The following is a 24,133-nucleotide window of genomic DNA, read 5'->3' on the forward strand; positions in this document are numbered from 1 at the left end:
GGCCCCCGGCCGACGCAATGTAGCCGAAGCCTGTGGTACGCGCATTGCATGGGCATGACATAAGTGCCGGTTTTCCATCACCTTGCCCGGGCTGCCTGCCGTCATCGGTTACGCTGGCGCCCCTGCCGCCGCCCGGGTGGCGCCCCGGTTGATCGACGGATGGCCGTAGAAAAGAACGAGCGCCCGCTGGAAGCGGGCATCCACACCGACCTGTCGGGCCGCATGAGCTACGGCGGTTACCTGCAGCTGGACCGCCTGTTGTCCGCGCAGCACCCGGTGTCGGACCCGCCGCACCACGACGAAATGCTCTTCATCGTGCAGCACCAGGTCTCCGAGCTGTGGATGAAGTTGATGATCCACGAGCTGCGCGCGGCGATCGGTTTCCTCCAGCGCGACCAGGTCTGGCAGGCCCGCAAGGTGATGGCGCGCGCCAAACAGGTACTGCGGCAGCTGACCGAGCAATGGTCGGTGCTGGAGACGCTGACGCCGTCCGAGTACATGGGCTTCCGCGACTTGCTGGGCCCGTCGTCGGGCTTCCAGTCGCTGCAGTACCGCACCATCGAATTCCTGCTGGGCAACAAGAATGCGGCGATGCTGAAGGTATTCGCGCATGATCCTGAGGGTCACGCCGGGCTTGAGGCCGTGCTGGACGCGCCCAGCCTGTACGACGAATTCCTGATGTACCTCGCGCGCTGGGGCCATGCGATCCCCGCGCAGCACCTGCAACGCGACTGGCGCCAGTCGCATGCCGCCGACGCCGCGCTGCTGCCGGTGTTCGAAGCGATCTACGAGGACACCGACCGCTACTGGCGCGAGTACTCGCTGTGCGAGGACCTGGTGGACCTGGAAAGCCAGTTCCAGCTATGGCGCTTCCGCCACATGCGTACGGTGATGCGCATCATCGGCTTCAAGCGCGGCACGGGCGGCTCCAGCGGCGTGGGCTTTCTGCGGCAGGCGCTGGAGCTGACGTTCTTCCCGGAACTGTTCGACGTGCGGACCTCGATCGGCCCCGGCCGCTGAGGCCGGGATCGGCGCGATTTCCTCCGAAATCCCTTGGAAATCAGCGAATTGAAAGGCTGAACAGGCTAAACGGCCGTTGCAAGGGCTGTGTTTCAGCGATTTGACGGCGCCCGGCCACGTCGGTAATCCTCGCCCGTCCCGTGTCTGTTGCACGGGAAACCGAAATCCTGAACCACTTTTTTCTAGGGGGAGCCCGCATGAGCGGAGCCGTCGACACTTCAACGCCGGAACGGATACCGGAATTCAAGCAACTGCTGGGGCATCCGCGCCCCTTGTGGATGCTGTTCATGACCGAGTTCTGGGAACGTTTCGCGTTCTACGGCATGCGCTGGGCGCTGGCCCTGTACATCGTCGCGCAGTTCTACGCTGGCGACAGCGCGGGTGAGGCGCCGGCCAGTCGGCTCTACGGTGCGTACCTGGCGCTGGTTTACGCGGCGGCGCTGTTCGGTGGCTATGTGGCGGACCGGGTGATCGGTTACCAGCGTTCGATCCTGCTGGGTGCCGTCATCATGGCCGCCGGCCTGTTCCTGATCATGCTGCCCAATGAGCAGTTGTTCCGGCTGGGCCTGGCCACGGTGATCGCCGGCAACGGCCTGTTCAAACCGAACATTTCGACCATGGTCGGCAAGCTGTATACGACCGGCGACGGGCGCCGCGATTCGGGTTTCACACTGTTCTACATGGGCATCAACCTGGGCGCGATGATCGCGCCGTGGCTGACCGGACTGCTGGCCGAACGGGTCATGGGCGGCACGCCTGAAATGCCGGCTTACAAGGTGGTGTTCCTGGTCTCGGGCATCGGCATGTTGATCAGCCTGGTGTGGTTCTGGTTCGGCCGCGCGCAGCTGCAAGGCATCGGACGGCCCCATGAAGGTGCGGAGGGCACTGGCCGCGTACTGGTCACGGCGATCTGCGCCATCATCGCCATTCCGGTGATCTACTTCCTGCTGTCGATCGGGGCAGGCGCACTGCAGTGGATCCTGACCGCGCTGTTCATCGGTCTGTGCGCGCTGATCCTGAAGGAAGGTTTCAAGGATGGCGCCGTGCGACGCGACATGGCCATCGCGATGCTGATCATCTTCGTGTTCAACGTGCTGTTCTGGTGCTTCTTCGAGCAGGCGGGCAGTTCGTTCAACTTCCTCGCGCAGAACATCGTCAATCGCGACTTCGGCGGCTGGGTGTTCCCGGTGGGCTGGTTCCAGTCGGTCAATTCGCTGGCGATCATTACCTTGGCGCCTGTCCTGGCCTGGTTGTGGGTGAAGATGGGCAGCAAGAACCCGTCGATCCCCCGCAAGTTCGGCTTGGGCCTGATCTTCAATGGCCTGGCCTTCCTGCTGCTGATGGTCGCGCTGTCCAGTCTGGTGGACCCGCAGACGCTGAAGATCCCGTTCTGGACGCTGTTCATGGTGTATGTGATCCAGTCCGTCGGCGAGCTCTGCCTGTCGCCGATCGGCCTGTCGATGGTGACCAAGCTGGCGCCGGTACGACTGGTCGGTTTCGGCATGGGCGGCTGGTTCCTGTCCACTGCAATCGGCAACAACCTGTCGGGCATCTTCGCCAGCCATGTCAGTGGCGAGACCGGCATGACCGTCGAGTCGGCCCATGCCGGATATACGATGGGGTTCTGGATCCTGATGGGTGCCGGCGTGCTGCTGTTCCTGATCGCGCCGCTGATCCAGAAGCTGATGCACGGCGTGAAGTAACTCCCCGGCACCCCGGCGCTCGCCGGGCGCCAACGAAAAACGGCGGCCATTGGCCGCCGTTTTTTCTTCCAGCAAGGAAAGGCCTCAGCCTTCGATGCGTCGGACGCCTTCCCCGGCCAGCTTGTCGATCAACTGGTCCAGCATCGCGCGCTCCTCGTCGCTCAACGGCTCCAGCATGCGCTGGTGGTACTCGATGACCATCGGTGCGACTTCGTCGTAGACCCGGAAACCCTCGTCGGTCAGCGCCAGCACCGAGCGGCGGCGGTCGTCGCCGTGGATCTCGCGCTGGATCAGGGCCCGTTCCAGCAGGCGGGCCACCGCCCGGCTGACCGCGACCTTGTCCATCGCGGTGCGCGTGGCTACCTCACCCGCTGACAGGCCGGGGAAGCGCCCCAGCACCGCCATCACCCGCCATTCGGTGATCGCCAGGCCGAAGCGACGGTGGTATTCCCGGGAAATCGCGCTGCTGATCCGGTTGGACAGCACGCTCAACCGGTAGGAAAACAGGCGGTCGAGGTCGAAATCGGCGTGGACGACGGGGCTGGCTGGCTGGCTCATGTTGCGCTGCTACTTGTGGTTGGTTTCAGCTGAAACTATAAAATGGGGTCTGACCCGGCAAGCCTAGCGAGGCGCCCCATGAACGCACAACCCAATCTGGGCATCCAGCCCACGACGTTCGACAACCCGATGGGCATCGATGGCTTCGAGTTCGTCGAGTTCGCCGCACCGCAGGGCCAGGCCCACCACCTGCACGACTACTTCCGCAAGCTCGGCTTCGTCCAGGTCGCGCGCCACAAGACCCGCGCCATCAGCACGTATCGCCAGGGCGACTGCACCTTCCTGATCAACGAAGACCCGGATTCCTTCGCCGCGCGCTTCGCCGCCGAGCACGGGCCCAGCGCCTGCGGCTTCGCGATCCGGGTCAGGAAGCTGGCCGAGTGGGCGCGCGTGCAGGCGCTGAAGAACGGGGCCGAATCGTTCGATGCGGCCGACGAACTCACCAAGGCGGTCGCCGCGCCGGTCATCAAGGGCATCGGCGACTGCATGCTTTACATCGTCGACCGCTACGACGACAAGGGCACCATCCACGATCCGGACTACGAATACCTGCCCGGGGTGGACCTGCTGCCCGAGGGTTTCGGCCTGACCTTCATCGATCACCTGACCCACAACCTGTACCACGGCAACATGGCCAAGTGGGCGGACTACTACGAGCGTTTGTTCAACTTCCGCGAGATCCGCTACTTCGACATCAAGGGCGCGAAGACCGGCCTGCTGTCGAAGGCGATGACAGCGCCGGACGGCATGGTGCGCATCCCGTTGAACGAGTCCAGCGACCCGAAGTCGCAGATCAACGAGTACCTTGACGCCTACAAGGGCGAGGGCATCCAGCACATCGCCTGCTTCACCGACGATATCTACACGACCGTGGAAAAGATGCGCGAAGCCGGCGTTGCGTTCCTGGATACGCCCGAGACTTACTTCGAGGTGATCGACCAGCGCATCCCGGACCATGGCGAGGACGTCGCGCGGTTGGCGAAGAACGGCATCCTGATCGACGCCGACGTGGAGACCAAGCAGCGCAAGCTGCTGCAGATCTTCACCCAGAACGCGCTGGGCCCGATCTTCTTCGAGATCATCCAGCGCAAGGGCAACGAGGGTTTCGGCGAAGGCAACTTCCAGGCGCTGTTCGAGAGCATCGAGCGCGACCAGATGAAGCGCGGGGTGCTGTAGGCTCGTGCCTGAAGCCCCTCTCCCTGCGGGAGAGGGGTTGGGGTGAGGGGCAGGAGGACGAGGATGACGAACCACCGCAGACCTCCCATGGCGACCCGATCCCTCGAGCGTGCGCAGGAACTGCGTGGCGGTTCGACGGATGCGGAGCGCAAACTGTGGTCTGTCCTGCGTGGAGGCAACATCGACGGGCTGAAATTCCGCCGACAGCATCCCATCCCGCCCTACACGGTCGACTTCTGCTGCTTGTCGGCCGATCTGGTGGTTGAAGTTGATGGATCGCAGCACTCGGAGGAATCCGACCGCGCGCGGACTAGGTTTCTGGAGTCGAAGGGTTTCACGGTCCTGCGTTTCTGGGACAACGACGTACTGATGCAGATTGACGCGGTGGTCGAGGCGATCTGCCGTACCGTCTCACCATCGCCCCTCACCCCAACCCCTCTCCCGTCGGGAGAGGGGCTTTGAAGGCATCGAAAATGAAGACGTGCACTGACTGCGACTACATGACCGGCTTCGGCAACCACTTCGCCACCGAGGCGATGCCCGGCACGCTGCCGGAAGGCCGCAACTCGCCGCAGCAGGTGGCGCACGGTCTGTATGCGGAACAGTTGAGCGGTACGGCGTTCACCGCGCCGCGCGCGGAGAACCGGCGCAGCTGGCTGTATCGCATCCGCCCGGCGGCGATGCACGGTCCGTTCGCACCGTATGCGCAGCACCGTTTGCACAGCGACTTCAGTGCCGGCCCGGTGTCGCCCGACCAGATGCGCTGGTCGCCGCTGCCGATGCCGGAGACGCCCACGGATTTCGTCGATGGCCTGTACACGATGGCCGGCAATGGGTCGCCGGAGGCCATGCATGGCGTGGGCATCCACCTGTATGCGGCCAACCGGTCGATGCAGGGCCGCTATTTCTACGATGCGGACGGGGAGTTGCTGATCGTCCCGCAGCAGGGCAGCCTGCGCATCGCCACCGAGTTCGGCGTGATCGAGGTCGAACCGCAGCAGATCGCGGTGATCCCGCGCGGCGTGCGCTTTCTCGTTGAATTGCCCGATGGCGAAGCGCGCGGCTATGTCTGCGAGAACTTCGGTGCGGCCCTGCGCTTGCCCGACCTGGGCCCGATCGGCTCCAACGGGCTGGCCAATCCGCGCGATTTCGAGACGCCGGTGGCGGCGTACGAAGATGTCGAGGGCGAGTTCGAACTGATCGCCAAATTCCAGGGCCACCTGTGGCGCGCCGGCATCGGCCACTCGCCGCTCGACGTGGTGGGCTGGCATGGCAACTACGCGCCGTACCGCTACGACCTGCGCCGCTTCAACACCATCGGCTCGATCAGTTTCGACCATCCCGATCCGTCCATCTTCCTGGTGCTGACCTCGCCCAGCGACACGCCGGGCGTGGGCAACATGGATTTCGTGATCTTCCCGCCGCGCTGGCTGGTGGCGCAGGACACGTTCCGTCCGCCGTGGTTCCACCGCAACATTGCCAGCGAGTTCATGGGGTTGATCCATGGCGTCTACGACGCCAAGGCCGAAGGCTTCGCGCCGGGGGGTGCGTCGCTGCACAACTGCATGACGGGCCACGGGCCGGATGCGGCCACGTTCGAGAAAGCGTCGAACGCGGACCTGTCGAAGCCGGATGTCATCACCGGCACGATGGCCTTCATGTTCGAGACGCGTGCCGTGATCCGGCCGACGCGGCAGGCGATCGAGGCGCCCCATCGACAGCGCGACTACCAGGCGTGCTGGGCCGGCCTGCGCAGGCATTTCGTCCCGTAGGGAGGGACCGCGCGCTCAGGACAGCGCGGCTTCGTCCTGGGCAGTGAGCAGCGCCTGCAGGCGGGGCAGGTCTTCGCTGGGCAGTGCTTCGACCAGTCGTTCGCGGATGCGCTGGGACAGCGTGGTGGCCACCCGGCCCTCGAGGAACCCCAGTGCACTGGCAAGTGCCTCCAGCATGGCGTCGTCGTCCAGGCGCGACTGCAGGCGTTCGCGATGACGGCGTGCATCGTCGTCGCGCTGCAGCTCCAGCATGCCGGACAGGTAGACCTTGGCCGCGACCAGCGATCGTCGCGGCCCTGCCGGCGCGTTGGTGGTTGGCACGCGGTTCGTACTGGCCGCGGGCAATGGCGTCGTTGGCATGTCCCCGGCTGTGAGGTAGCCCGCCTGCACGAGGCGCTGTACCAGCAGCGGCGCATCCTGGCCCAGCAGGCGCACGAGTTCGCCCAGGTCGCGCTGTCCATCGCAGAGGATCAGCGCACGCCGCTCGCGCATGCCGAGCGTACCCGTGTGGGCCTGCAACGTCTGGCGGGCGAGGTCGGTCTTGGACGGGCGCATGGCGAGCGGAGGGGGAAGCCGCGCGCAGGCTAGCCGCGTGCGATGAAGTGCCGATGACAGCTGCGTGTTCGCGGCGACTTAACGCGATGACGCTAGTCTGCAGGTTTGCGCACTGGAGAGAGCCGATGAAGTCGATGTTGCCGATCGTGATGGTGGTCACCTTGTTGTCCGCGTGCCAGCGCCAGGAGGCGCCGACGGCGGAGGCGGAGCCGACCACGACGGCGACCAGCACGCCGATGGCCGATGCGCCGGCACCCGCTCCCGCCGTGGACGACACGGCAGCCCCCGCCGGTCCCGTCAGCCAGGCCAGCTTTCTCGGCTACGGCGACATGAAGCTCGGCAGCACGGTCGATGAAGCACGCACCGCGTGGGGCGGCGAGCTCAACGGCGCACCGATGGAGGGCACGACCTGCCACTACTTGTGGCCGAAGTGGATCACGCGGCCCGCCGACTTCGCCTTCATGATGGAAGAAGGCAAATTCGTGCGATACGACGTTGGCACCGACAAGGAAACTGCGCCTGGTGGTGGCAAGGTCGGCATGGGCGTCGACGAGCTGCAGAAGCTGTACGGCGGTGCGCTGAAGGCGTCGCCGCACAAGTACACGCAGGGCGGCCAGTACCTGGCGATGGACGCCGGTGACGTGGCGCCGACCCGGCTGGTGTTCGAGGCGGATGCCGCAGGCAAGGTCACCGCCTGGCGCGTGGGCCTGTCGCCGCAGGTCGATTACGTGGAAGGCTGCTCCTGAGTCAGCGCGTCCAACGGCGGCAGGCCGTCGCTGGCCCTGCCGTCGCGCGCAGGCTTAGAATCGCCGGACACCACACGGGAAGGGGACGGCGATGATGGAAGCCTGGGGATACTTCGCGCTGGGCCTGGTGTTGCTGGCGCTCGGCGGCGACTCGATCGTCAAGGGCGCTTCGGGCCTGGCGCAGCGCTTCGGCGCGTCCCCCTTCGTCGCCGGCCTGCTGCTGATAGCGTTCGGTACGTCGCTGCCGGAGCTGGCCGTCAATGCGCGTGCCGTGTGGGTGGGTGCGCAGGAACTCGCGCTCGGCAACGCGGTGGGCAGCAACATCGTCAACCTGGGCCTGACGCTGGGCATGGCAGCACTGGTGGCGCCGGTCGTGATCCGGATGCGCGTGCTCTCGTCGCTGCTGGTGCTGCTGGGGCTGGCCTCGCTGGCGCTGATCGTGTTCGGCCTGGATGGCGTGGTCAGCCGGGTGGAGGGCTTGGTGCTGCTGCTGGGCTTCGTCGCCGTACTGGCGTTCCTGCTGGCGCGTGCATCGCGCGAGGATGCGCGAGTGCGTATCGATGTAGAGACGTTCTCCGTCACGCACACCGTGCTGTGGATGAATCTGCTGCGTTTCGCGGTGGCCGCCGCGCTGCTGTATTACGGGGCCCGCTTCGTGCTGCAGGGAGCACCGATGATCGGTGCGCAGTGGGGTCTTTCGCCGTTGCTGACGGGTCTGTTGCCCGTGGCGATCGGCACGGCGCTGCCGGAAATCGCCGCCGCCGTGATGGCCGCCAGGCGCGGGCAGGGTGACATGGTGGCCGGCCACGTCATCGGCTCCAGCCTGTTCAATCTTCTGGTCGTCGTCGGCGGCATGGCGGCGTTCCGTCCGATGGCGCTGCCGGCGTCGTTCGTGCGGCTCGAACTGCCGGCGGCCATCGCGTTCGTGCTGGTGCTGTACCCGATGTTGCGCGGGGACCTGCGCATCAGCCGCGTGGAGGGCGGGCTGCTGCTCGCCGCATTCGTGGGCTGGGTCGTGCTGGAGGTTGCGCTGCTCGCCTGATCTGAACGCAGGCTCAGGCAGACGTGAACGGGTTTGTTAAACTCGGGCGATTGCTCGCGAATGACGCATTCCCTGCAACGCAAGGCGGTTGATGATCCCTTTCCTCGAAATCCTGCTGGCGCTGCCGTTCCTGCTGGCGCTGGTGGTGGCGCTGGCGCGCGACCTTCCGCGCGGCGCGACGGCATGGCTGGCCGGGCTGGCGCCGCTGTTGGGCCTGGTAGTGCTGGCGTGGATGACGCCGAGCGTGCTGCAGGGTTGGAACGTGCGTGCCGACTACGCATGGATCCCGCAGATCGGCCTGTCCTTCACCTTGCGGCTGGATGGGCTGGCGTGGATGTTCGCGGGCCTGGTGCTGGCGATCGGTGCGCTGGTGGTGATGTACGCGCACTACTACTTCGGCGCGAAGGACAGCGCGCCGCGCTTCTTCGCGTGCCTGCTGCTGTTCATGGGCTCGATGCTGGGCGTGGTGCTGGCAGGCAATCTGCTGCTGCTGGTGGTGTTCTGGGAGCTGACCAGCATCAGTTCGTTCCTGCTGATCGGGTTCTGGTCGCATCGCCAGGATGCGCGGGAAGGCGCGCGCATGGCGCTGGCGATCACCGGTGCCGGCGGACTCGCGCTGCTCGGCGGCGTGCTGCTGATCGGGCGCATCGTCGGCAGCTACGATCTGGACGTGGTGCTGGCCTCGGGCGACCTGATCCGCGGCAGCGCGCTGTATCCGTGGGCGCTGGCGCTGGTCCTGGCGGGCGTTTTCACCAAGAGCGCGCAGTTCCCCCTGCATTTCTGGCTGCCGCACGCGATGGCGGCGCCCACGCCGGTGTCGGCCTACCTGCATTCGGCGACGATGGTGAAGGCCGGCGTGTTCCTGCTGGCGCGCCTGCATCCCGCGCTTGCGGGCACCGACCTGTTCTTCTACGTGGTGACCAGCGTCGGCGCGCTGACGCTGCTGATCGGCGCGTGGTACGCCATCTTCCAGCACGATCTGAAAGGCCTGCTGGCGTACTCCACGATTTCGCACCTCGGCCTGATCACGCTGCTGTTCGGCATCTCCACGCCGATGGCCGTGGTGGCCGGCGTGTTCCACATCCTCAACCACGCCACGTTCAAGGCCTCGCTGTTCATGGCGGCGGGCATCATCGATCACGAAACCGGCACGCGCGACATGCGCCGGCTGGGCAACCTGCGGCGCTACCTGCCGTGGACCAGTGCCTTGGCGATCATCGCCTCGCTGGCCATGGCGGGCATCCCGTTGCTCAACGGATTCCTGTCCAAGGAGATGTTCTTCGCCGAAGCGCTGGATATCGGCGGCCATCGCGCGATGCGCGACTTCATCACCGTGGCGGCGCTGCTGTATGGCGTGTTCGGTGTGGCCTACAGCCTGCGCTTCGTCTATGAGACGTTCTTCGGGGAAGGTCCGCGCGCGCTCGATGTCACTCCGCACGAGCCGCCACGCTGGATGAAGATTCCGGTGGAAGTGCTGGTGGTGCTGTGCGTGGCGGTGGGCGTGGTCCCGGCCTGGACCATCGCGCCCGTGCTGCATGCCGGTGCCGGCGCCATCCTCGGCGATGCGATGCCCGAGTACAGCCTGGCGGTCTGGCATGGCATCAACAAGCCGTTGCTGATGAGCCTGGCCGGCATCGCGGGCGGCGTCGCCCTGTACTTCGGACTGCGCCGCCTGTTCGACCTGCACGCCATCGTGCGGCGGTCACTGGGGCGCAGCGTGTTCCGCTGGAACATGGAAGCCCTGTACGGCCTGGCCGGTCGCTTCACCGACCGGATCGCCAACGGCAGCCTGCAGCGCAGCCTGTTGTTTCTGCTGCTGGCCGCCATTGCGGCGGGCGCGGCGCCGTTCGTGGGTGGCGACGCGGCGCCCCTGCAATGGCGCGGTTCACAGCCCATGCCGCTGCTGGGCTGGCTGTTGTGGCTGGTGCTGGTGGCCTGCGCGGTGTGGACGATCCGGCTTTACCGGCAACGGCTGCTGGCGGTCGTCGTGCTGGGCGGCGCGGGCTTGATGGTCAGCCTGGCGTTCGTGTTCCTGTCCGCGCCAGATCTGGCGTTGACCCAGCTGATGGTGGAAATGGTCAGCCTGGTCCTGCTGTTGCTGGGCCTGCACTACCTGCCGCCGCGCTCGCCGCCGGAGCGCACGCCGCGCCGCCGCCTGCGCGATATCGTGGTCGCTCTGGTGGCGGGCACGGGTACCGGCCTGCTGGCCTACCAGGTGATGACACGGCCCGGCGACACGATCAGTGGTGAACTGCTGGCGCGCTCGCTGCCGGAGGCTTATGGCAGCAACGTGGTGAACGTGATCCTGGTGGACTTCCGCGGCTTCGATACCTTCGGCGAGATCACCGTGTTCGGTATCGCCGCGCTGATCGTGCATGCCCTGCTGCGCCGCGCGCGGATGGCACCGGAGAAGGTGATGTCGGGTCCGCCGATCAAGTTGCCGGTGCCTGCCGACCTGGCGCAGATCATGTTCCCGCTGACCCTGACCGTGTCCGTGTTCCTGTTCCTGCGCGGGCACAACGCGCCGGGTGGCGGCTTCATCGCCGGCCTGGTGCTGGCGGTGCCGCTGCTGGTGCAGTACGTGATCCAGGGTGCGGCTTCGGTGGAATCGCGCTTCGGCTTCGACTACGTGCGGTGCATCGGCGTGGGCCTGATCATCGCCGGTCTCAGCGGCGTGGCTTCGATGGGCTTCGGCGTGCCCTTCCTGACCAGCGGGCACCTCGACCTGGAACTGCCGTTGGTCGGCACGGTGCCGTTGGCCAGTGCCATCGGCTTCGATACCGGGGTGTACCTGGTGGTGTTCGGTGGCGCCATGCTGATCCTGTCGATGATGGGCACCATCCGCCCATCGCGCACACGCGTCTCGCACCTGGGCGTGATGGAACCGGGTGAGCGCTCCACCCGCACCGGGGAGCTGCGCTGATGGGAGGTGCACTCTGATGGAGCTGGCCCTGGCAAGCGCGATCGGCATCCTCACGGCCGCGGGCGTGTACCTGCTGCTGCGTGCGCGCAGCTTCGACGTGATCCTCGGACTCACGCTGCTGTCGTATGCGACCAACCTGCTGATCTTCGCCGGTGGCCGGCTGGTCCCCGGCAAGCCGGCGGTGCTGCGCGACGGCGTGGCCCCGACCCTGGCGAACTACACCGACCCGCTGCCGCAGGCGCTGGTACTCACTGCCATCGTGATCGCGTTCGCGATGACGGCGGTCACGGTGGTCCTGGCGATCCGCAGTCGCGGCGACAACGACAGCGACCACGTGGATGGCCCCCGTGCGGAGCGTGATTTCCTGTCCAGCGAACTGCGCCGTCTGGAAGAGGCGCGCGACGCCGCGAAGGCGGACGACGCCGGGGGCAAGGCATGAACCATCTGCCCGTGCTGCCGATCCTGATCCCGCTGTTCGCCGCCTCGATCGCGCTGTTCTTCGAGCACCGTCGCTTCGGCATGGTGCCGCAGCGCATCGTCGCGTGGATGTCGGTCGCCGCGATGCTGGTCGTGGCGTGTCTGCTGGTGGGTTCGGCGGCGTCCGGCGACGTCTCGGTCTATCTGCTCGGCGACTGGCCGGCGCGACTGGGCATCGTGTTGATGGTGGACCGGCTGTCGGCATTGATGCTGCTGGTCGGATTGCTGCTGGGCGCCGGCTGCCTCCTGCATGCCTGTGCCGGCTGGGACCGCCGCGCGCCCCACTTCCATGCGTTCTTCCAGTTCCAGTTGATGGGGTTGAATGGTGCGTTCCTGACCGGCGACATCTTCAACCTGTTCGTCTTCTTCGAAGTGCTGTTGATCTCGTCCTATGGCCTGATGCTCAGCGGCGGACGCGGCGAACGGATGCGCGCGGGCCTGCACTACGTCACCTTCAACATCGCGGCCTCGACGCTGTTCCTGATCGCGCTAGGCCTGCTGTACGGCATGCTGGGTTCGTTGAACATGGCCGAGATAGCGGTGCGCATCGCACAGTTGCCGCCAGGGGACCTGGCGCTGGTGCAGGCCGCGGCAGGCCTGTTGTTCGTGGTGTTCTGCGCGAAGGCGGCACTGTTGCCGATGTACTTCTGGCTGCCCGATACCTACACGCATGCACCCGCCGCGGTCGCCGGCCTGTTCGCCATCATGACCAAGGTGGGGCTTTACGCAGTGCTGCGGCTGGGCACGCTGAGCTTCGGCGCAGCGGGGCCGCTGGACGGGTTCGCATGGCCTGCGCTGCTGGCGCTGGGGGCGGCCACGCTGGTGCTGGCGTCGCTGGGCGTGCTGGCAGCGCAGCGTCTTCGCGCGTTGGCGGCGTATCTGGTGCTGGGCTCCGCGGCGACATTGTTCGTCGCCTTCTCGCTGGGCACCACCGGTACGACAGGGGCCGGTCTCTACTACCTGGTGCACAGCAGTTTCGCGGGCGCCGCCTTGTTCCTGCTGGCAGACCTGATCCGCCGCCGCCGCGGCCGCGCCAGCGACCGCAAGGACGTGATCGCCGCGCTGCCGGACAAGACCGTGCCGGGCCTGCTGTTCCTGGTGGCGGCAGTGTCGCTGGCCGGCCTGCCGCCGTTGTCGGGCTTCATCGGCAAGCTGCTGCTGCTGGACGCCGTACCGTCGGGGCCGCGTACGTTCTGGATCTGGCTGCTGGTGCTGGGCACCAGCTTCATGATGCTGGTCGGACTGGCACGGGCGGGCACGCGGTTGTTCTGGCGCGTCGAACCCTGGCCCGATGCGGGACACCACACGCTGGAGGCATACACGCCCGAACAGGAGGTGGTGCATGCCCCCTCGCGGCCCCTGGAAACGGCCGCCGTCGTGCTGCTGCTGGCTTACGGCGTGGCCCTGATGCTGTCAGCCGCACCGGTGCTGGAGTACACACGCGCCACGGCGACCCAACTGCAGGCGCCGGCCGATTACGTCGAACACATGCGCGCCGCCACGCCAACCCTGAGGGAGCCCTGAGCATGGTTGCGACGTGGCGCAAGCGCTGGTTGCCGTCGTTGCCGCTGAGCGTGACGGTATTCTGCTTCTGGCTGCTGATGAACGACGAAATCAGCGCGGGCCAAGTGGTGCTGGCGTTGGTGCTGGCGCTGCTGATCCCGCCGTTCGCGGCACGTTTGGACCGCGAGTTCGCGCGCATCGGCCGGCTGCGCAGCGTGCCGCGCATGCTCGGTGTGCTGTTGCTGGATATCGTGCAGGCCAACATCACCGTGGCATTGCAGGTGCTGGGTCCGGAGCGGAAGATCCATCCCGGCTTCATCTGGGTGCCGCTGGATATCGACAACATCCACGGCATCGCGGCGTTGACGAGCATCATCACGCTGACGCCGGGCACGGTATCGTCGGCGCTGTCGGATGATCGCCGCCACCTGCTGGTGCACGTGCTGAATCTGGAAGATGCCGACGAGGTGATCCGGCAGATCAAGACGCGCTACGAGGCGCCGCTGATGGAGATATTCCCATGACGCCGCAGGCACTGGTGATGTACGCGGTGATCGGCTCGATGCATGTCGTCGGTATCGCCATGCTGCTGGCGCTGTATCGGCTGGTGCGCGGCCCGAGCGTGCCGGATCGCATACTCGCGCTCGATACCCTGTATGTCTGCGCGATCGCGCAGCTCATGCTGTTCGGCATGCACCTGGGTACCGCGGTCTATTTCGAGGCCGCGCTGATCATCGCCATGCTCGGCTTCGTCGGCACCGTGGTGCTGAGCAAGTACGTGCTGCGCCGGGATGTCGTCGAATGAGCTGGGTCTTCGCCATCCTGCTGGTGCTGTTGCTGGCCGTCGGGAGCTTCTTCATCCTCGTCGGCTCCTTCAGCCTGGTGAAGCTGTCGGACTTCTTCAAGCGCCTGCACGGACCGACCAAGGCCAGCACGCTGGGCGTCGGCTGCGTGCTGATCGCATCGGTCGGCTACCACGCGCTGGGTGGGACCGATCCGCAGCCGCGCGAACTGCTGATCACCGCGTTCCTGTTCATCACTGCGCCGATCAGCGCGCACCTGATGGCGAAAGCGGCGCTGTCGCTGCACATGGCGGAACGTCCGCCGATGCCGGGCGGTGAACCGCCGTCCACCACCGACGCGATCAATGAAGACGCCGGCGCGGATGCCTGACATGCCCGTGCGCACCGCCCTGGTCTTCGGCGCCAGCGGGCAGATCGGCGAAGCGCTGCTGGCGCGCCTCGATGGCGCAGCGTGGCAGGTGTTCGCGGTATCACGGACGCCAAGAGTGGCTTCATCGAGCATCCGCTGGTTGGCGGGTGAATTCGCGGGCGTCGAGGGATTGCCGGCGGCGGTCGACGTGATCTTCAGTACCGGCCCGCTGGACGGATTCGCGCAATGGTATGCACGCGGCCTCGTCGCAGCCCCGCGCGTGGTCGCGTTCGGCTCCACCAGCCTGGATACGAAGCAGGCCTCGGGCGATGCCTACGAGCGGGACATCGTCGCGCGTCTGCAGGCGGCGGAACGGCTCGTCTTCGATACGGCCGAAGCGACCGGCGCGGCGGCGACCCTGCTGCGTCCAACCCTGGTCTACGGCGCAGGCCGCGACCAGACGCTCGCGCGGATCGCGGCGATGGCGCGGCGCATGCGGTTCTTCGTGTTGCCGCGGGGCGCCACCGGGAAGCGCCAGCCTGTGCATGTCGGCGACCTCGCGGCTGCGGCGCTTGCGGTCGTGGATGCTTCTGCCACGCATGGGCGGGCGTATGCCTTGCCGGGGGGCGAGGCGCTGGCGTACCGCGAGATGATGGCGCGCACGCTGGCGGCGCTGAGTCCGCCGGCGAAACTGTGGGAAGTGCCGGTGCCGATGTTCAAGGTGGCGCTGTCGCTGGCACGCATGGCCGGAATGATGCGAGCACTTACCGACGATGCGGTCTCGCGCATGCGCGATGACCTGGTGTTCGATGCCTCGCCGGCACAGCGCGATTTCGGCTATGCGCCGCGTGCTTTCATCGTGGACGCGCGTGCTGTTGGGTCGTAGCGCGGAGCTTGCTCCGCTGCTCCTGGAGACGTCGCTGAGGTGCCCGCCTGGGCATCGGCCGGGCAAGCCCGGCGCGACGCTTCAGTATTTCCAGCCCATCTTCCGGTAGAACTTGCTGAGCACCCACACCGGCCCGATCAGCAGGTAGGTGAGGTCGGTGAGGAAGCTGGGCTTCTTGCCTTCGATCTTGTGGCCGACGAACTGCGCGATCCACGCGACCACGAACACGCCGAGCGCGAGGAAGAACAGGTTCTGCAGGCCCAGCAGGCTTTCCAGCCAGCGCGTCAGCCAGGCCATGGCGATGAAGATGGCCAGCATGCCGAAGCCCAGCGGGCGCGAGAGTTTGTAGTAGTACATCCACGCACCGAACATTGCCAACGCGGCCCACGCGCCGGACTTGATCCAGGTGCCGAATACAGGGATGCACCACAGCAGCGCCACCACGGTCCACAGGATCGCCGGCACGGCGAACACATGGATCAGCTGGTTGGTCTCGTTGACGTGGTCGCCGGAATAGCTGGCGAACCAGCGGTCCACTGGACGTTGCGCGGTCGCGTTCATTCATCCCTCCCGAAGATGGCAATGCGGCAGGGTATGGAGCATACCCCAGCCCGGCCGGGGTTGCCGGGCCGGTGGTCAGGTCCCGGGCGGTCAGTGCGCGGCGGCCTTCGAAAACAGCTGGATCACCGCCACGCCGGCCACGATCAGGCCCATGCCCAGCACGGCGGGCAGGTCCAGCGGCTGCTTGAGCACCACCCATCCGATCAACGCGATCAGCACGATGCCCGCGCCGGACCAGATCGCGTAGGCCACGCCTACCGGCACCGTCTTCAGCGTGAGCGACAGGAAGTAGAACGCGATGCCGTAACCCGCGGCGACCAGCAGTGAGGGACCGGGCCGGGTAAAGCCTTCGGAGGCTTTCAGTGCACTGGTGGCGATGACCTCGGCGGCGATGGCGAGGGCGAGGTAGACGTAGGCATTCATGTGCGTGCACCCAGGGAGGCGGGTGGCAAGCCTACTGCACGGGGCGCTGAACCCCGGCTTGCCCTGCATCGCCTGGATGCAGGGCGGGGAAGCCGGTCAGTCGACGAGGATGCCGGCCAGCTTCTGCAGCGCCTCGGCGTACTTGGCACGCGTGCGCTCGATGACCTCCGCCGGCAGCGACGGGCCGGGCGCGGTCTTGTTCCAGTCCAGCGTTTCCAGATAGTCGCGCACGAACTGCTTGTCGTAGCTGGGCGGGCTGGTGCCGACCGAGTACTGGTCGGCGGGCCAGTACCGCGAGGAGTCCGGCGTCAGCATCTCGTCCATGATGTACAGGCGGCCATCTTCGTCGGTGCCGAACTCGAACTTGGTATCGGCCAGCAGGATGCCGCGCTCGGCCGCGAAATCGGCCGCGAAGCGGTAGATGCGCAGGGTGGCATCGCGGACGCGCTCGGCCAGCTCCGCGCCCACGGTCTTCACCATGGCGTCGAAGTCGATGTTCTCGTCATGGTCGCCGACGGCAGCCTTGGTCGACGGGGTGAAGATGGGTTCGGCCAGCTTCTCGGCCTGGCGCAGGCCGTCGGGCAGTTCGATGCCGCTGACCTTGCCGGTGCGCTGGTAATCCTTCCAGCCGCTGCCGATCAGGTAGCCGCGCGCGATGGCTTCCACCGGCACCGGCTTGAGCTTCTTGGTCACCACCGCGCGTTTGGCGTACAGCGCCGCATCCACGCCGGCCGGGAGCACCGAGGCGACATCGATGCCGGTCAGGTGGTTCGGCATCAGGTGCGCGGTCTTGGCGAACCAGAAGTTGGAGATCTGGCAGAGCATCTCGCCCTTGCCGGGAATGGGGTCGGGCAGCACCACGTCGAACGCGGAGAGGCGGTCGGTGGCGACCATCAACAGACAGTCGCCGGCGGGCGCATCGGCAGGCAGGCGGTCGCGGGGCAGGTCGAACACGTCGCGGACCTTGCCGCGATGGCGCAGGGTGAGGCCGGGCAGATCGGATTGAAGCAACGTCGTGGGCACAAACACTCCTTGGGGAGTTCCGGAAACCAGCGAGGCGTACAGCGTCGTGGGGGCGTGCGGCAGGCCGTGCGCCCGTGCCCCGGGGTGGCCCTTCACCCGCTGCTGCGGGGCCAGGTACCGGACCGGGCCGCGTAGTGTACGGCGCTTGGGGGCCGTGTGTGCCGTAAAATGGCGCGATTGCCGGAGAAGGCGGGCCGAATGAAGCGCTGGTACGGAAAACTGCTGGGATTCGTGGCGGGTTGGCTGCTGATGCGCCATCCGTTGGGCGGCCTGGTGGGCTTGATCATCGGCCATGCGTTCGACGAGGACTGGTTCAAGCTCAGCCGCGACAACCCGTACCGCGTGCTCGGCCTGACCAGCGACGCGGACGATGCAGAGATCGACCAGGCCTACCGGCGACTCATCTCCCAGTACCACCCCGACAAGATGGCCGGCGCCGCGGAAGACCTGCGCCGCCAGGCCGAACAGAAGGCTGGCGAGATCAACGCCGCCTACGACCGCATCAAGACCCTGCGCAAGCGCAAGTGAGCCCCTCCATGTCGAACTGCATCATCGCCCCGTCCATCCTGTCCGCGAACTTCGCCCGCCTGGGCGAGGAAGTCGACAACGTGCTGAAGGCCGGCGCCGACTGGGTGCACTTCGACGTGATGGACAACCACTACGTACCCAACCTGACCATCGGGCCGATGGTGTGCAGCGCGCTGCGCAAGCATGGCGTCACCGCGCCTATCGACGTGCACCTGATGGTGGAGCCGGTGGATCGCATCATCCCCGACTTCGCCGAGGCCGGCGCCAGCATCATCAGCTTCCATCCGGAAGCCTCGAAGCACGTGCACCGCACGATCCAGCTGATCAAGTCGCTGGGCTGCAAGGCCGGTCTCGTGCTCAACCCCGGCACGCCGGTAGAGGTGCTGGACTGGGTGCTGCCGGAACTGGACCTGGTGCTGCTGATGTCGGTGAACCCGGGCTTCGGCGGCCAGGCTTTCATCCCGTCGGCGCTGGACAAGCTGCGCGCGGTGCGCGCGATGATCGACAAGACCGGCAAGGACATCCGCCTGGAGATCGACGGTGGCGTGAAGGCCGACAACATCGGCCAGATCGCGGCGGCGGGTGCGGATGCCTTCGTGGCCGGTTCGGCGATCTTCAATGCACCGGACTACAAGGACGTGATCGGCCGCATGCGCGCCGCGGTCGCCGACGCGCGCGGCGCCTGAAAAGCAGAAGGGCGATGGCCTTCGCCACCGCCCCGGAAGAATTGGAGGCTGATCCTGCCTCCGCCCGTCGTCCCTGCTATGGCCTTCCACGCTACGCATGATCTGTGACGGGCAGATGACGATGGCTGGGCTGTTGTAGGAGCGACGTGAGTCGCGACCGCAGATCATCAGTTCCAGGGCTCTCGGGTCGACAGGTTCACTGGCCGCCACAGCATGCGGTCGCGACTCACGTCGCTCCTACAGGGTGAGGCGCTATGCTCGGCGCTTCCCCCAAGGAACTCCCCATGACCGCACCCCGCTGGCGCCTGATCCTCAACGGGAAATCCGCTGGTGATGACGACCTGCGCGAGGCCGTGCGTTCGATGCGCGAAGAAGGCATCGCGCTCGACGTGCGGGTGACCTGGGAAGACGGCGATGCCGAGCGCTACGTCGACGAGGCCATCGCCGATGGCGTGGACACGGTCATCGCTGCGGGCGGCGATGGCACGCTGAGCGAAGTGTCCACCGCGCTGGCCTGTCGCGATGAAACGGCTGGAGTGCTGCCCTCGCTGGGGCTGGTGCCGCTGGGAACGGCCAATGATTTCGCCACCGCCGCCGGCATTCCCGATGCGCCCCTGGAAGCATTGCGTCTCGTGCAGGGCGCCAGGCCGGTTTCCATGGACCTGCTGCGCATCGAAGCGGAAGACGGCGGCCACTGGTGCGCCAATCTCGCCAGCGGTGGCTTCGGCACCGAGGTCACCGTGGAGACCGACGAAGGCCTCAAAAAAATGCTCGGCGGCCTGGCCTACCTGATCACCGGCATCGCCAGGCTGGGTCGCATCGAGCCGGTGCGCGCACGCGTGCGCGGTCCGGACTTCGACTGGCGCGGCGACTTCATCGCCCTTGGTGTCGGCAATGGGCGACAGGCAGGCGGCGGGCAAGCGCTCTGCCCCGATGCGCTGATCGATGACGGCGCACTGGACCTGACCATCGTCCCCGAGCTGTCGGGCGAAGTCGCCGCGACCGTCGGCGCCCTGTTGAAGGACGGGAAGCACGCCGCGCTGGACCGCGTCGCGACCCGCGCACGGCTGCCATGGGTCGAACTGGAGGCCGACCAGCCCCTGACCCTCAATCTCGATGGCGAGCCCGTCCTTTCGCGACGGTTCCGGATCGAATGCGTACCCGGCCGAGTCCGCATGCACCTGCCGGCGGACTGTCCGTTGCGCATGCAACCACCCGCATAGTGGCCCGCGGGTCCGCGCGTCGGGTAAAGTAGGGCGGTGTCCCATCCCGCGCTCCCGCTTTCCAAAGATTCCGCACGCCCTGGCTGGCGATGGTGGCCCGTAGCCGTCGCCCGTATCGCCACCGCGTCCCGGAAGGAAAGCCCGCTTGATCTCGCACGACCAGTTCCAGCAGTTCGCTGCTGAAGGTTTCAACCACATCCCCGTTGTCCGTGAAGTGCTGTCCGACTTGGACACGCCGCTTTCGGTCTACCTGAAACTCGCAGACGCGCCGCACACCTATCTCTTCGAGTCGGTGGAAGGCGGCGAACGTTTCGGTCGCTATTCCATCATCGGCCTGCCGGTGCGGCGCGTGGCAACGTTCCGAGGCCATACGCTGCAGATCCATGACCACGGCCGCCTGATCGAAACGCGTGTCGTGCAGGATCCTTTCGCTGAAGTCGAAGCGCTGCGAGCGGCCTATTCCGTACCGCGACTGGAAGGTCTGCCGGGCTTCACCGGGGGGCTGGTCGGCTGGTTCGGTTTCGAGTGCATCGGCTACATCGAACCGCGCCTGGCGAACGGCGGGAAGCCCGACGAACTCGACACGCCCGACATCCTGCTGATGCAGTCCGAAGAAGTCGCCGTCTTCGACAACCTCAAGGGCCGCCTGTACCTGATCGTGCATGCAGATCCACGCGTGGAGGGTGCGTGGGACAAGGCGCAGGCGCGCCTCGACGAACTGGTGGCCAAGCTGCGCCAGCCGGGTTCGTATCCCACGCCGATCACCCGCGACGTGCTGGATGAAAGCCACTTCGTTTCCGGCTTCACCCATGACGGCTTCATCGCCGCGGTGGAGAAATCCAAGGAATACATCCGCGCCGGCGACATCTTCCAGGTGGTGCTGAGCCAGCGCCTCAGCGTGCCGTTCAACGCACGCCCGGTGGATGTCTACCGCGCCTTGCGCGCGCTGAATCCGTCGCCGTACATGTACTTCCTCGATGTCGGCGACGTGCAGGTGGTGGGTTCCTCGCCGGAAATACTGGTGCGGCTGGAACAGGGCGAAGTCACCGTGCGCCCCATCGCCGGCACGCGCCCGCGCGGGAAAACGCACGACGAGGACCTCGCGCTGGAAGCCGAACTGCTGGCCGATCCGAAGGAGCGCGCCGAGCACCTGATGCTGATCGACCTGGGCCGCAACGACACCGGTCGCGTGTCGGAAGCCGGAACGGTGCAGGTAGGCGAGCAGTTCGTCATCGAACGCTACAGCCACGTCATGCACATCGTCAGCGAGGTGACCGGCAGGTTGTTGCCGGGCCTCAGCTACGCCGACGTGCTGCGCGCGACGTTCCCGGCCGGCACGGTCAGCGGCGCGCCGAAGATCCGCGCGCTGGAAGTGATCCGCGAGCTGGAGCCGATCAAGCGCAACGTCTACGCGGGCAGCATCGGTTACATCGGCTGGCACGGCGATGCCGACACCGCCATCGCCATCCGCACCGCCGTCATCAAGGACGGCCGCCTGCACGTGCAGGCGGGTGCCGGCATCGTCTACGACTCCGACCCCGAGAAAGAGTGGGACGAGACGATGAACAAGGGTCGCGCGCTGTTCCGCGCGGTGGCGGAAGCGGCGAAGGGGTTGTGACCGTGACGCCGGAAACCCCATCCGCATCCTCAGCGCGTTGTAGGAAGCGTCGCATCCCGACACCCCTACTACCACCCCATGAAGGCAGGCCATCCATGAAAGCCATCCATCGCGTGCTGCTTGCTGTCGTCGCATTGGCATCGGGCCATGTGCAGGCGCAGGTCAACGCACTCCCACCGACCCGACACATCCTGGTCTACGGCGATGCGCAGGCGCGTGCGATTCCGGACCGCTTCAAGATCGCCATCCAGTTCGAAGCAACGGACATCAACCCCGATACGGCCCGGCGCGCGGTGGAGCACCACGTGACCAGCACGCTGGCAAAACTCAAGGACGCCCATGTTCCTTCGGACGAGATCGTGGCGACGTCCTTGCAGATCGGACCCCGGCACCGCTACGACCAGAAGCTCCAGGAGCAGGTGTTCGTGGGTACGCAGGTGTCGCGCTCATTGACGGCCCGGTTCTCCCGGCAGGCCGACCTGGAGCGTTTCCTGGCGACTGTGGAAACCTCCCAGAGCTTGCGCATCTCCGACGTCACCACTGAGCTGAGCAGCGAGGCAGAACTACGCAGGGCGCTTCGGGACAAGACCATTGCGTCGGCGAAAACGAAGGCCGACGACATGGCGCGCGCCTATGGCGCACGCCTCGGTCCGGTATACAGCGTGTCGGACGTGGCGCCGCAGTTCGAGTACGGCATCCGCGAGGGCGAGTGGCCCGTCCGCTATGAATGGAGGAGTGGTGGGCTGGACCGCATCGAGGTCACCGGAAGCAGGCTCGAACGTGCCGGCGTCGACACTTCGTTGCAATCCGGTTACGTCACCTATACCGACAAGATCTACACCGTGTTCCTGCTGGCGGACTGACCCATGCTGTTGATGATCGACAACTACGACAGCTTCACCTACAACCTCGTGCAGTACCTGCAGTCGCTGGGTGCCGAGGTGAAGGTGGTGCGCAACGATGCGATGACGGTGGGCGAGATCGCGAAACTCGCGCCCGAGCGCATCGTCATTTCGCCCGGTCCCTGCACGCCGAACGAAGCCGGGGTCTCGCTGGAGATCATCGAGCGGCTGGGTGCGACCACGCCGATTCTCGGCGTCTGCCTGGGTCACCAGAGCATCGGCCAAGCCTATGGCGGCAACGTCATCCGCGCGGGCCGCATCATGCACGGCAAGACCTCGCGCATCCGCCACGAAGGCAAGGGCGTGTTCGCCGGCCTGCCGGATGCCTACGAGGCCACGCGCTATCACTCGCTGGTGGTGGAGCGCTCCAGCCTGCCCGCTGCGCTGGAAGTCACCGCCTGGACCGAGAACGAGGATGGCAGCATCGAGGAGATCATGGGCCTGCGCCACCGCGAGTACCCCGTGGAGGGTGTGCAGTTCCACCCCGAGTCGATCCTGACCGAGCACGGCCACGCCCTGCTGAAGAACTTCCTCGAACGATGACGTAGGGCGGGCCTCGGCCCGCCATCGCCATGCCGGTGGGCCAGGGCCCACCCTACGGAGCCGACATGCCACTGACACCTCAAGAAGCCCTTCAACGCACCATCGAGCATCGCGAGATATTCCATGACGAGATGGTCGACCTGATGCGGCAGATCATGCGCGGTGATGTCTCGCCGACCATGACCGCTGCCATCCTGACCGGCCTGCGCGTGAAGAAGGAAACCGTCGGCGAGATCGCCGGTGCGGCCACCGTGATGCGCGAGTTCTCGCGTACCGTGGATGTCGCTGACCGGACGCATCTTGTCGACATCGTCGGTACCGGCGGCGACGGTTCCCACACCTTCAACATCTCAACCTGCTCGATGTTCGTCGCGGCTGCGGCCGGTGCGCGCATCGCCAAGCACGGCAACCGCAGCGTGTCGTCGAAGTCGGGCAGTGCCGACGTACTGGAAGCCCTGGGCGTCAACATTGAACTGCAGCCGGAGCAGGTAGCGCAGTCCATCGCGCAGGCCGGCATCGGCTTCATGTTCGCGCCTGTCCATCATCCCGCGATGAAAGTCGTTGCGCCGGTGCGCCGCGAAATGGGCGTGCGCACCATCTTCAACATCCTCGGCCCGCTGACCAATCCTGCCGGTGCACCCAGCATCCTGATGGGGGTGTTCCATCCCGACCTGGTTGGCATCCAGGCGCGCGTGCTGCAGGAACTGGGGGCCGAACGTGCACTGGTGGTCTGGGGTCGCGACGGCATGGATGAACTCTCGCTGGGCGCAGGCACGCTGGTCGGCGAGCTGCGCGACGGCGAAGTGCGCGAATACGAACTGCACCCTGAAGACTTCGGCATCGCGATGGCGGCCAGCCGCAACCTGCGCGTGGCCGACGCCGCGGAATCGAAGGCGATGCTGCTGGGCGTGCTGGACAACAAGCCTGGTCCCGCCCGCGAGATCGTGGTGCTGAATGCCGGTGCGGCCCTGTACGTGGCTGGTGTAGCGGCGAGCATCGAGGACGGCATCGCCCGTTCACGCGATGCGATCGCCAGCGGCAAGGCACTGGAGCGCCTGCAGCAGTTCGTCGCGACCACGCAGGCCCTGGGCCTGCCCCACAGGGAGGCATGAG

Annotated in this window: 26 protein-coding genes; 21 read left to right on the forward strand and 5 right to left on the reverse strand. The window is 66.4% G+C overall.

Going from position 1 to position 24,133, the window contains the following annotated elements; translation table 11 throughout:
* The first annotated feature begins 159 nt into the window (after positions 1–159).
* Both IB223_RS02755 and IB223_RS02760 read left to right on the forward strand, forming a co-directional pair.
* Positions 160–1,020 carry a tryptophan 2,3-dioxygenase family protein gene (locus tag IB223_RS02755; RefSeq protein ID WP_192200144.1) on the forward strand — a complete coding sequence of 287 codons (861 nt, stop codon included), beginning with the start codon at positions 160–162 and terminating at the stop codon, positions 1,018–1,020.
* Between the two features lie 197 nt (positions 1,021–1,217).
* Positions 1,218–2,723: an oligopeptide:H+ symporter gene (locus IB223_RS02760; protein ID WP_192200145.1), complete on the forward strand. Its 1,506-nt coding sequence runs from the start codon at positions 1,218–1,220 to the stop codon at positions 2,721–2,723.
* 84 nt (positions 2,724–2,807) lie between these two features.
* On the opposite strand, the gene IB223_RS02765 is transcribed toward IB223_RS02760, so the two are convergent.
* Entirely contained in the window at positions 2,808–3,281 is a 474-nt protein-coding gene (locus IB223_RS02765; RefSeq protein ID WP_192200146.1) for a MarR family transcriptional regulator, read from the reverse strand.
* 78 nt (positions 3,282–3,359) lie between these two features.
* On the opposite strand from IB223_RS02765, the gene hppD reads away from it, so the two are divergent.
* From hppD to hmgA, 3 genes are all read left to right on the forward strand, one after another.
* Positions 3,360–4,457: a 4-hydroxyphenylpyruvate dioxygenase gene (gene hppD, locus IB223_RS02770; protein ID WP_192200147.1), complete on the forward strand. Its 1,098-nt coding sequence runs from the start codon at positions 3,360–3,362 to the stop codon at positions 4,455–4,457.
* Between the two features lie 87 nt (positions 4,458–4,544).
* A complete protein-coding gene (locus tag IB223_RS02775) occupies positions 4,545–4,919 on the forward strand; it encodes a DUF559 domain-containing protein (RefSeq protein ID WP_192200148.1) in 375 nt (124 codons plus the stop codon).
* Between the two features lie 11 nt (positions 4,920–4,930).
* Positions 4,931–6,229, forward strand: a complete 1,299-nt coding sequence (gene hmgA / locus IB223_RS02780; RefSeq protein ID WP_192200149.1) for a homogentisate 1,2-dioxygenase — start codon at positions 4,931–4,933, stop codon at positions 6,227–6,229.
* A gap of 15 nt (positions 6,230–6,244) precedes the next feature.
* Here hmgA and IB223_RS02785 read toward each other — a convergent pair whose 3' ends face one another.
* Positions 6,245–6,784, reverse strand: a complete 540-nt coding sequence (locus IB223_RS02785) for a hypothetical protein (RefSeq protein WP_192200150.1) — start codon at positions 6,782–6,784, stop codon at positions 6,245–6,247.
* A 125-nt stretch (positions 6,785–6,909) separates the two neighbouring features.
* Here IB223_RS02785 and IB223_RS02790 point away from each other — a divergent pair, with 125 nt between their 5' ends.
* The 9 genes from IB223_RS02790 to IB223_RS02830 all read left to right on the forward strand — a co-directional run bounded on the left by IB223_RS02790 (position 6,910) and on the right by IB223_RS02830 (position 15,513).
* Positions 6,910–7,530, forward strand: a complete 621-nt coding sequence (locus IB223_RS02790) for a lectin (RefSeq protein ID WP_225590778.1) — start codon at positions 6,910–6,912, stop codon at positions 7,528–7,530.
* A 91-nt stretch (positions 7,531–7,621) separates the two neighbouring features.
* A complete protein-coding gene (locus tag IB223_RS02795; protein WP_192200151.1) occupies positions 7,622–8,572 on the forward strand; it encodes a calcium/sodium antiporter in 951 nt (316 codons plus the stop codon).
* 91 nt (positions 8,573–8,663) lie between these two features.
* Positions 8,664–11,495: a monovalent cation/H+ antiporter subunit A gene (locus IB223_RS02800; protein WP_192200152.1), complete on the forward strand. Its 2,832-nt coding sequence runs from the start codon at positions 8,664–8,666 to the stop codon at positions 11,493–11,495.
* 16 nt (positions 11,496–11,511) lie between these two features.
* Positions 11,512–11,934, forward strand: coding sequence for a Na+/H+ antiporter subunit C (locus IB223_RS02805; RefSeq protein WP_192200153.1), 423 nt, complete (start codon positions 11,512–11,514; stop codon positions 11,932–11,934).
* Positions 11,931–13,496: a monovalent cation/H+ antiporter subunit D gene (locus IB223_RS02810; RefSeq protein ID WP_192200154.1), complete on the forward strand. Its 1,566-nt coding sequence runs from the start codon at positions 11,931–11,933 to the stop codon at positions 13,494–13,496. The genes IB223_RS02805 and IB223_RS02810 overlap by 4 nt, the downstream gene beginning before the upstream one ends.
* A gap of 2 nt (positions 13,497–13,498) precedes the next feature.
* Entirely contained in the window at positions 13,499–13,999 is a 501-nt protein-coding gene (locus tag IB223_RS02815) for a Na+/H+ antiporter subunit E (protein ID WP_192200155.1), read from the forward strand.
* The gene (locus IB223_RS02820) at positions 13,996–14,280 is read left to right on the forward strand and encodes a K+/H+ antiporter subunit F (RefSeq protein WP_192200156.1); all 285 of its coding nucleotides are present in this window, start codon (positions 13,996–13,998) and stop codon (positions 14,278–14,280) included. The genes IB223_RS02815 and IB223_RS02820 overlap by 4 nt, the downstream gene beginning before the upstream one ends.
* Positions 14,277–14,648, forward strand: a complete 372-nt coding sequence (locus tag IB223_RS02825) for a Na+/H+ antiporter subunit G (RefSeq protein ID WP_192200157.1) — start codon at positions 14,277–14,279, stop codon at positions 14,646–14,648. The genes IB223_RS02820 and IB223_RS02825 overlap by 4 nt, the downstream gene beginning before the upstream one ends.
* Position 14,649: 1 nt before the next feature.
* The gene (locus tag IB223_RS02830) at positions 14,650–15,513 is read left to right on the forward strand and encodes an NAD-dependent epimerase/dehydratase family protein (RefSeq protein WP_225590779.1); all 864 of its coding nucleotides are present in this window, start codon (positions 14,650–14,652) and stop codon (positions 15,511–15,513) included.
* Positions 15,514–15,594: 81 nt separating this feature from the next.
* On the opposite strand, the gene IB223_RS02835 is transcribed toward IB223_RS02830, so the two are convergent.
* From IB223_RS02835 to IB223_RS02845, 3 genes are all read right to left on the reverse strand, one after another.
* A complete protein-coding gene (locus IB223_RS02835; protein WP_192200159.1) occupies positions 15,595–16,074 on the reverse strand; it encodes an Mpo1-like protein in 480 nt (159 codons plus the stop codon).
* 90 nt (positions 16,075–16,164) lie between these two features.
* Positions 16,165–16,566 (reverse strand): multidrug efflux SMR transporter, encoded by a 402-nt coding sequence (locus IB223_RS02840; protein WP_192200160.1) that lies wholly within the window; start codon positions 16,564–16,566, stop codon positions 16,165–16,167.
* Positions 16,567–16,593: 27 nt separating this feature from the next.
* Positions 16,594–17,520 carry a phosphoribosylaminoimidazolesuccinocarboxamide synthase gene (locus tag IB223_RS02845; protein WP_192200161.1) on the reverse strand — a complete coding sequence of 309 codons (927 nt, stop codon included), beginning with the start codon at positions 17,518–17,520 and terminating at the stop codon, positions 16,594–16,596.
* 198 nt (positions 17,521–17,718) lie between these two features.
* Between IB223_RS02845 and IB223_RS02850 the strand changes: the two genes are divergently transcribed.
* The 7 genes from IB223_RS02850 (at position 17,719) to trpD (ending at position 24,132) form a co-directional block, all read left to right on the forward strand.
* On the forward strand, positions 17,719–18,048 hold the full coding sequence (locus tag IB223_RS02850) for a DnaJ domain-containing protein (RefSeq protein ID WP_142124091.1): 330 nt from the start codon (positions 17,719–17,721) through the stop codon (positions 18,046–18,048).
* 8 nt (positions 18,049–18,056) lie between these two features.
* On the forward strand, positions 18,057–18,734 hold the full coding sequence (rpe, locus tag IB223_RS02855; RefSeq protein ID WP_192200162.1) for a ribulose-phosphate 3-epimerase: 678 nt from the start codon (positions 18,057–18,059) through the stop codon (positions 18,732–18,734).
* A 284-nt stretch (positions 18,735–19,018) separates the two neighbouring features.
* Positions 19,019–19,957 carry a lipid kinase YegS gene (gene yegS / locus IB223_RS02860; protein WP_192200163.1) on the forward strand — a complete coding sequence of 313 codons (939 nt, stop codon included), beginning with the start codon at positions 19,019–19,021 and terminating at the stop codon, positions 19,955–19,957.
* A gap of 145 nt (positions 19,958–20,102) precedes the next feature.
* The gene (trpE, locus tag IB223_RS02865; RefSeq protein ID WP_192200164.1) at positions 20,103–21,575 is read left to right on the forward strand and encodes an anthranilate synthase component I; all 1,473 of its coding nucleotides are present in this window, start codon (positions 20,103–20,105) and stop codon (positions 21,573–21,575) included.
* A 95-nt stretch (positions 21,576–21,670) separates the two neighbouring features.
* Entirely contained in the window at positions 21,671–22,438 is a 768-nt protein-coding gene (locus tag IB223_RS02870; RefSeq protein WP_192200165.1) for an SIMPL domain-containing protein, read from the forward strand.
* A gap of 3 nt (positions 22,439–22,441) precedes the next feature.
* Complete coding sequence (locus IB223_RS02875; protein WP_192200166.1) at positions 22,442–23,020, forward strand: aminodeoxychorismate/anthranilate synthase component II; 579 nt, start codon at positions 22,442–22,444, stop codon at positions 23,018–23,020.
* A gap of 65 nt (positions 23,021–23,085) precedes the next feature.
* On the forward strand, positions 23,086–24,132 hold the full coding sequence (gene trpD / locus IB223_RS02880; protein WP_192200167.1) for an anthranilate phosphoribosyltransferase: 1,047 nt from the start codon (positions 23,086–23,088) through the stop codon (positions 24,130–24,132).
* Position 24,133 lies beyond the last annotated feature (1 nt).

The sequence above is a fragment of the Pseudoxanthomonas sp. PXM03 genome, from assembly GCF_014852005.1.
Taxonomy (GTDB): Bacteria; Pseudomonadota; Gammaproteobacteria; order Xanthomonadales; family Xanthomonadaceae; genus Pseudoxanthomonas_A.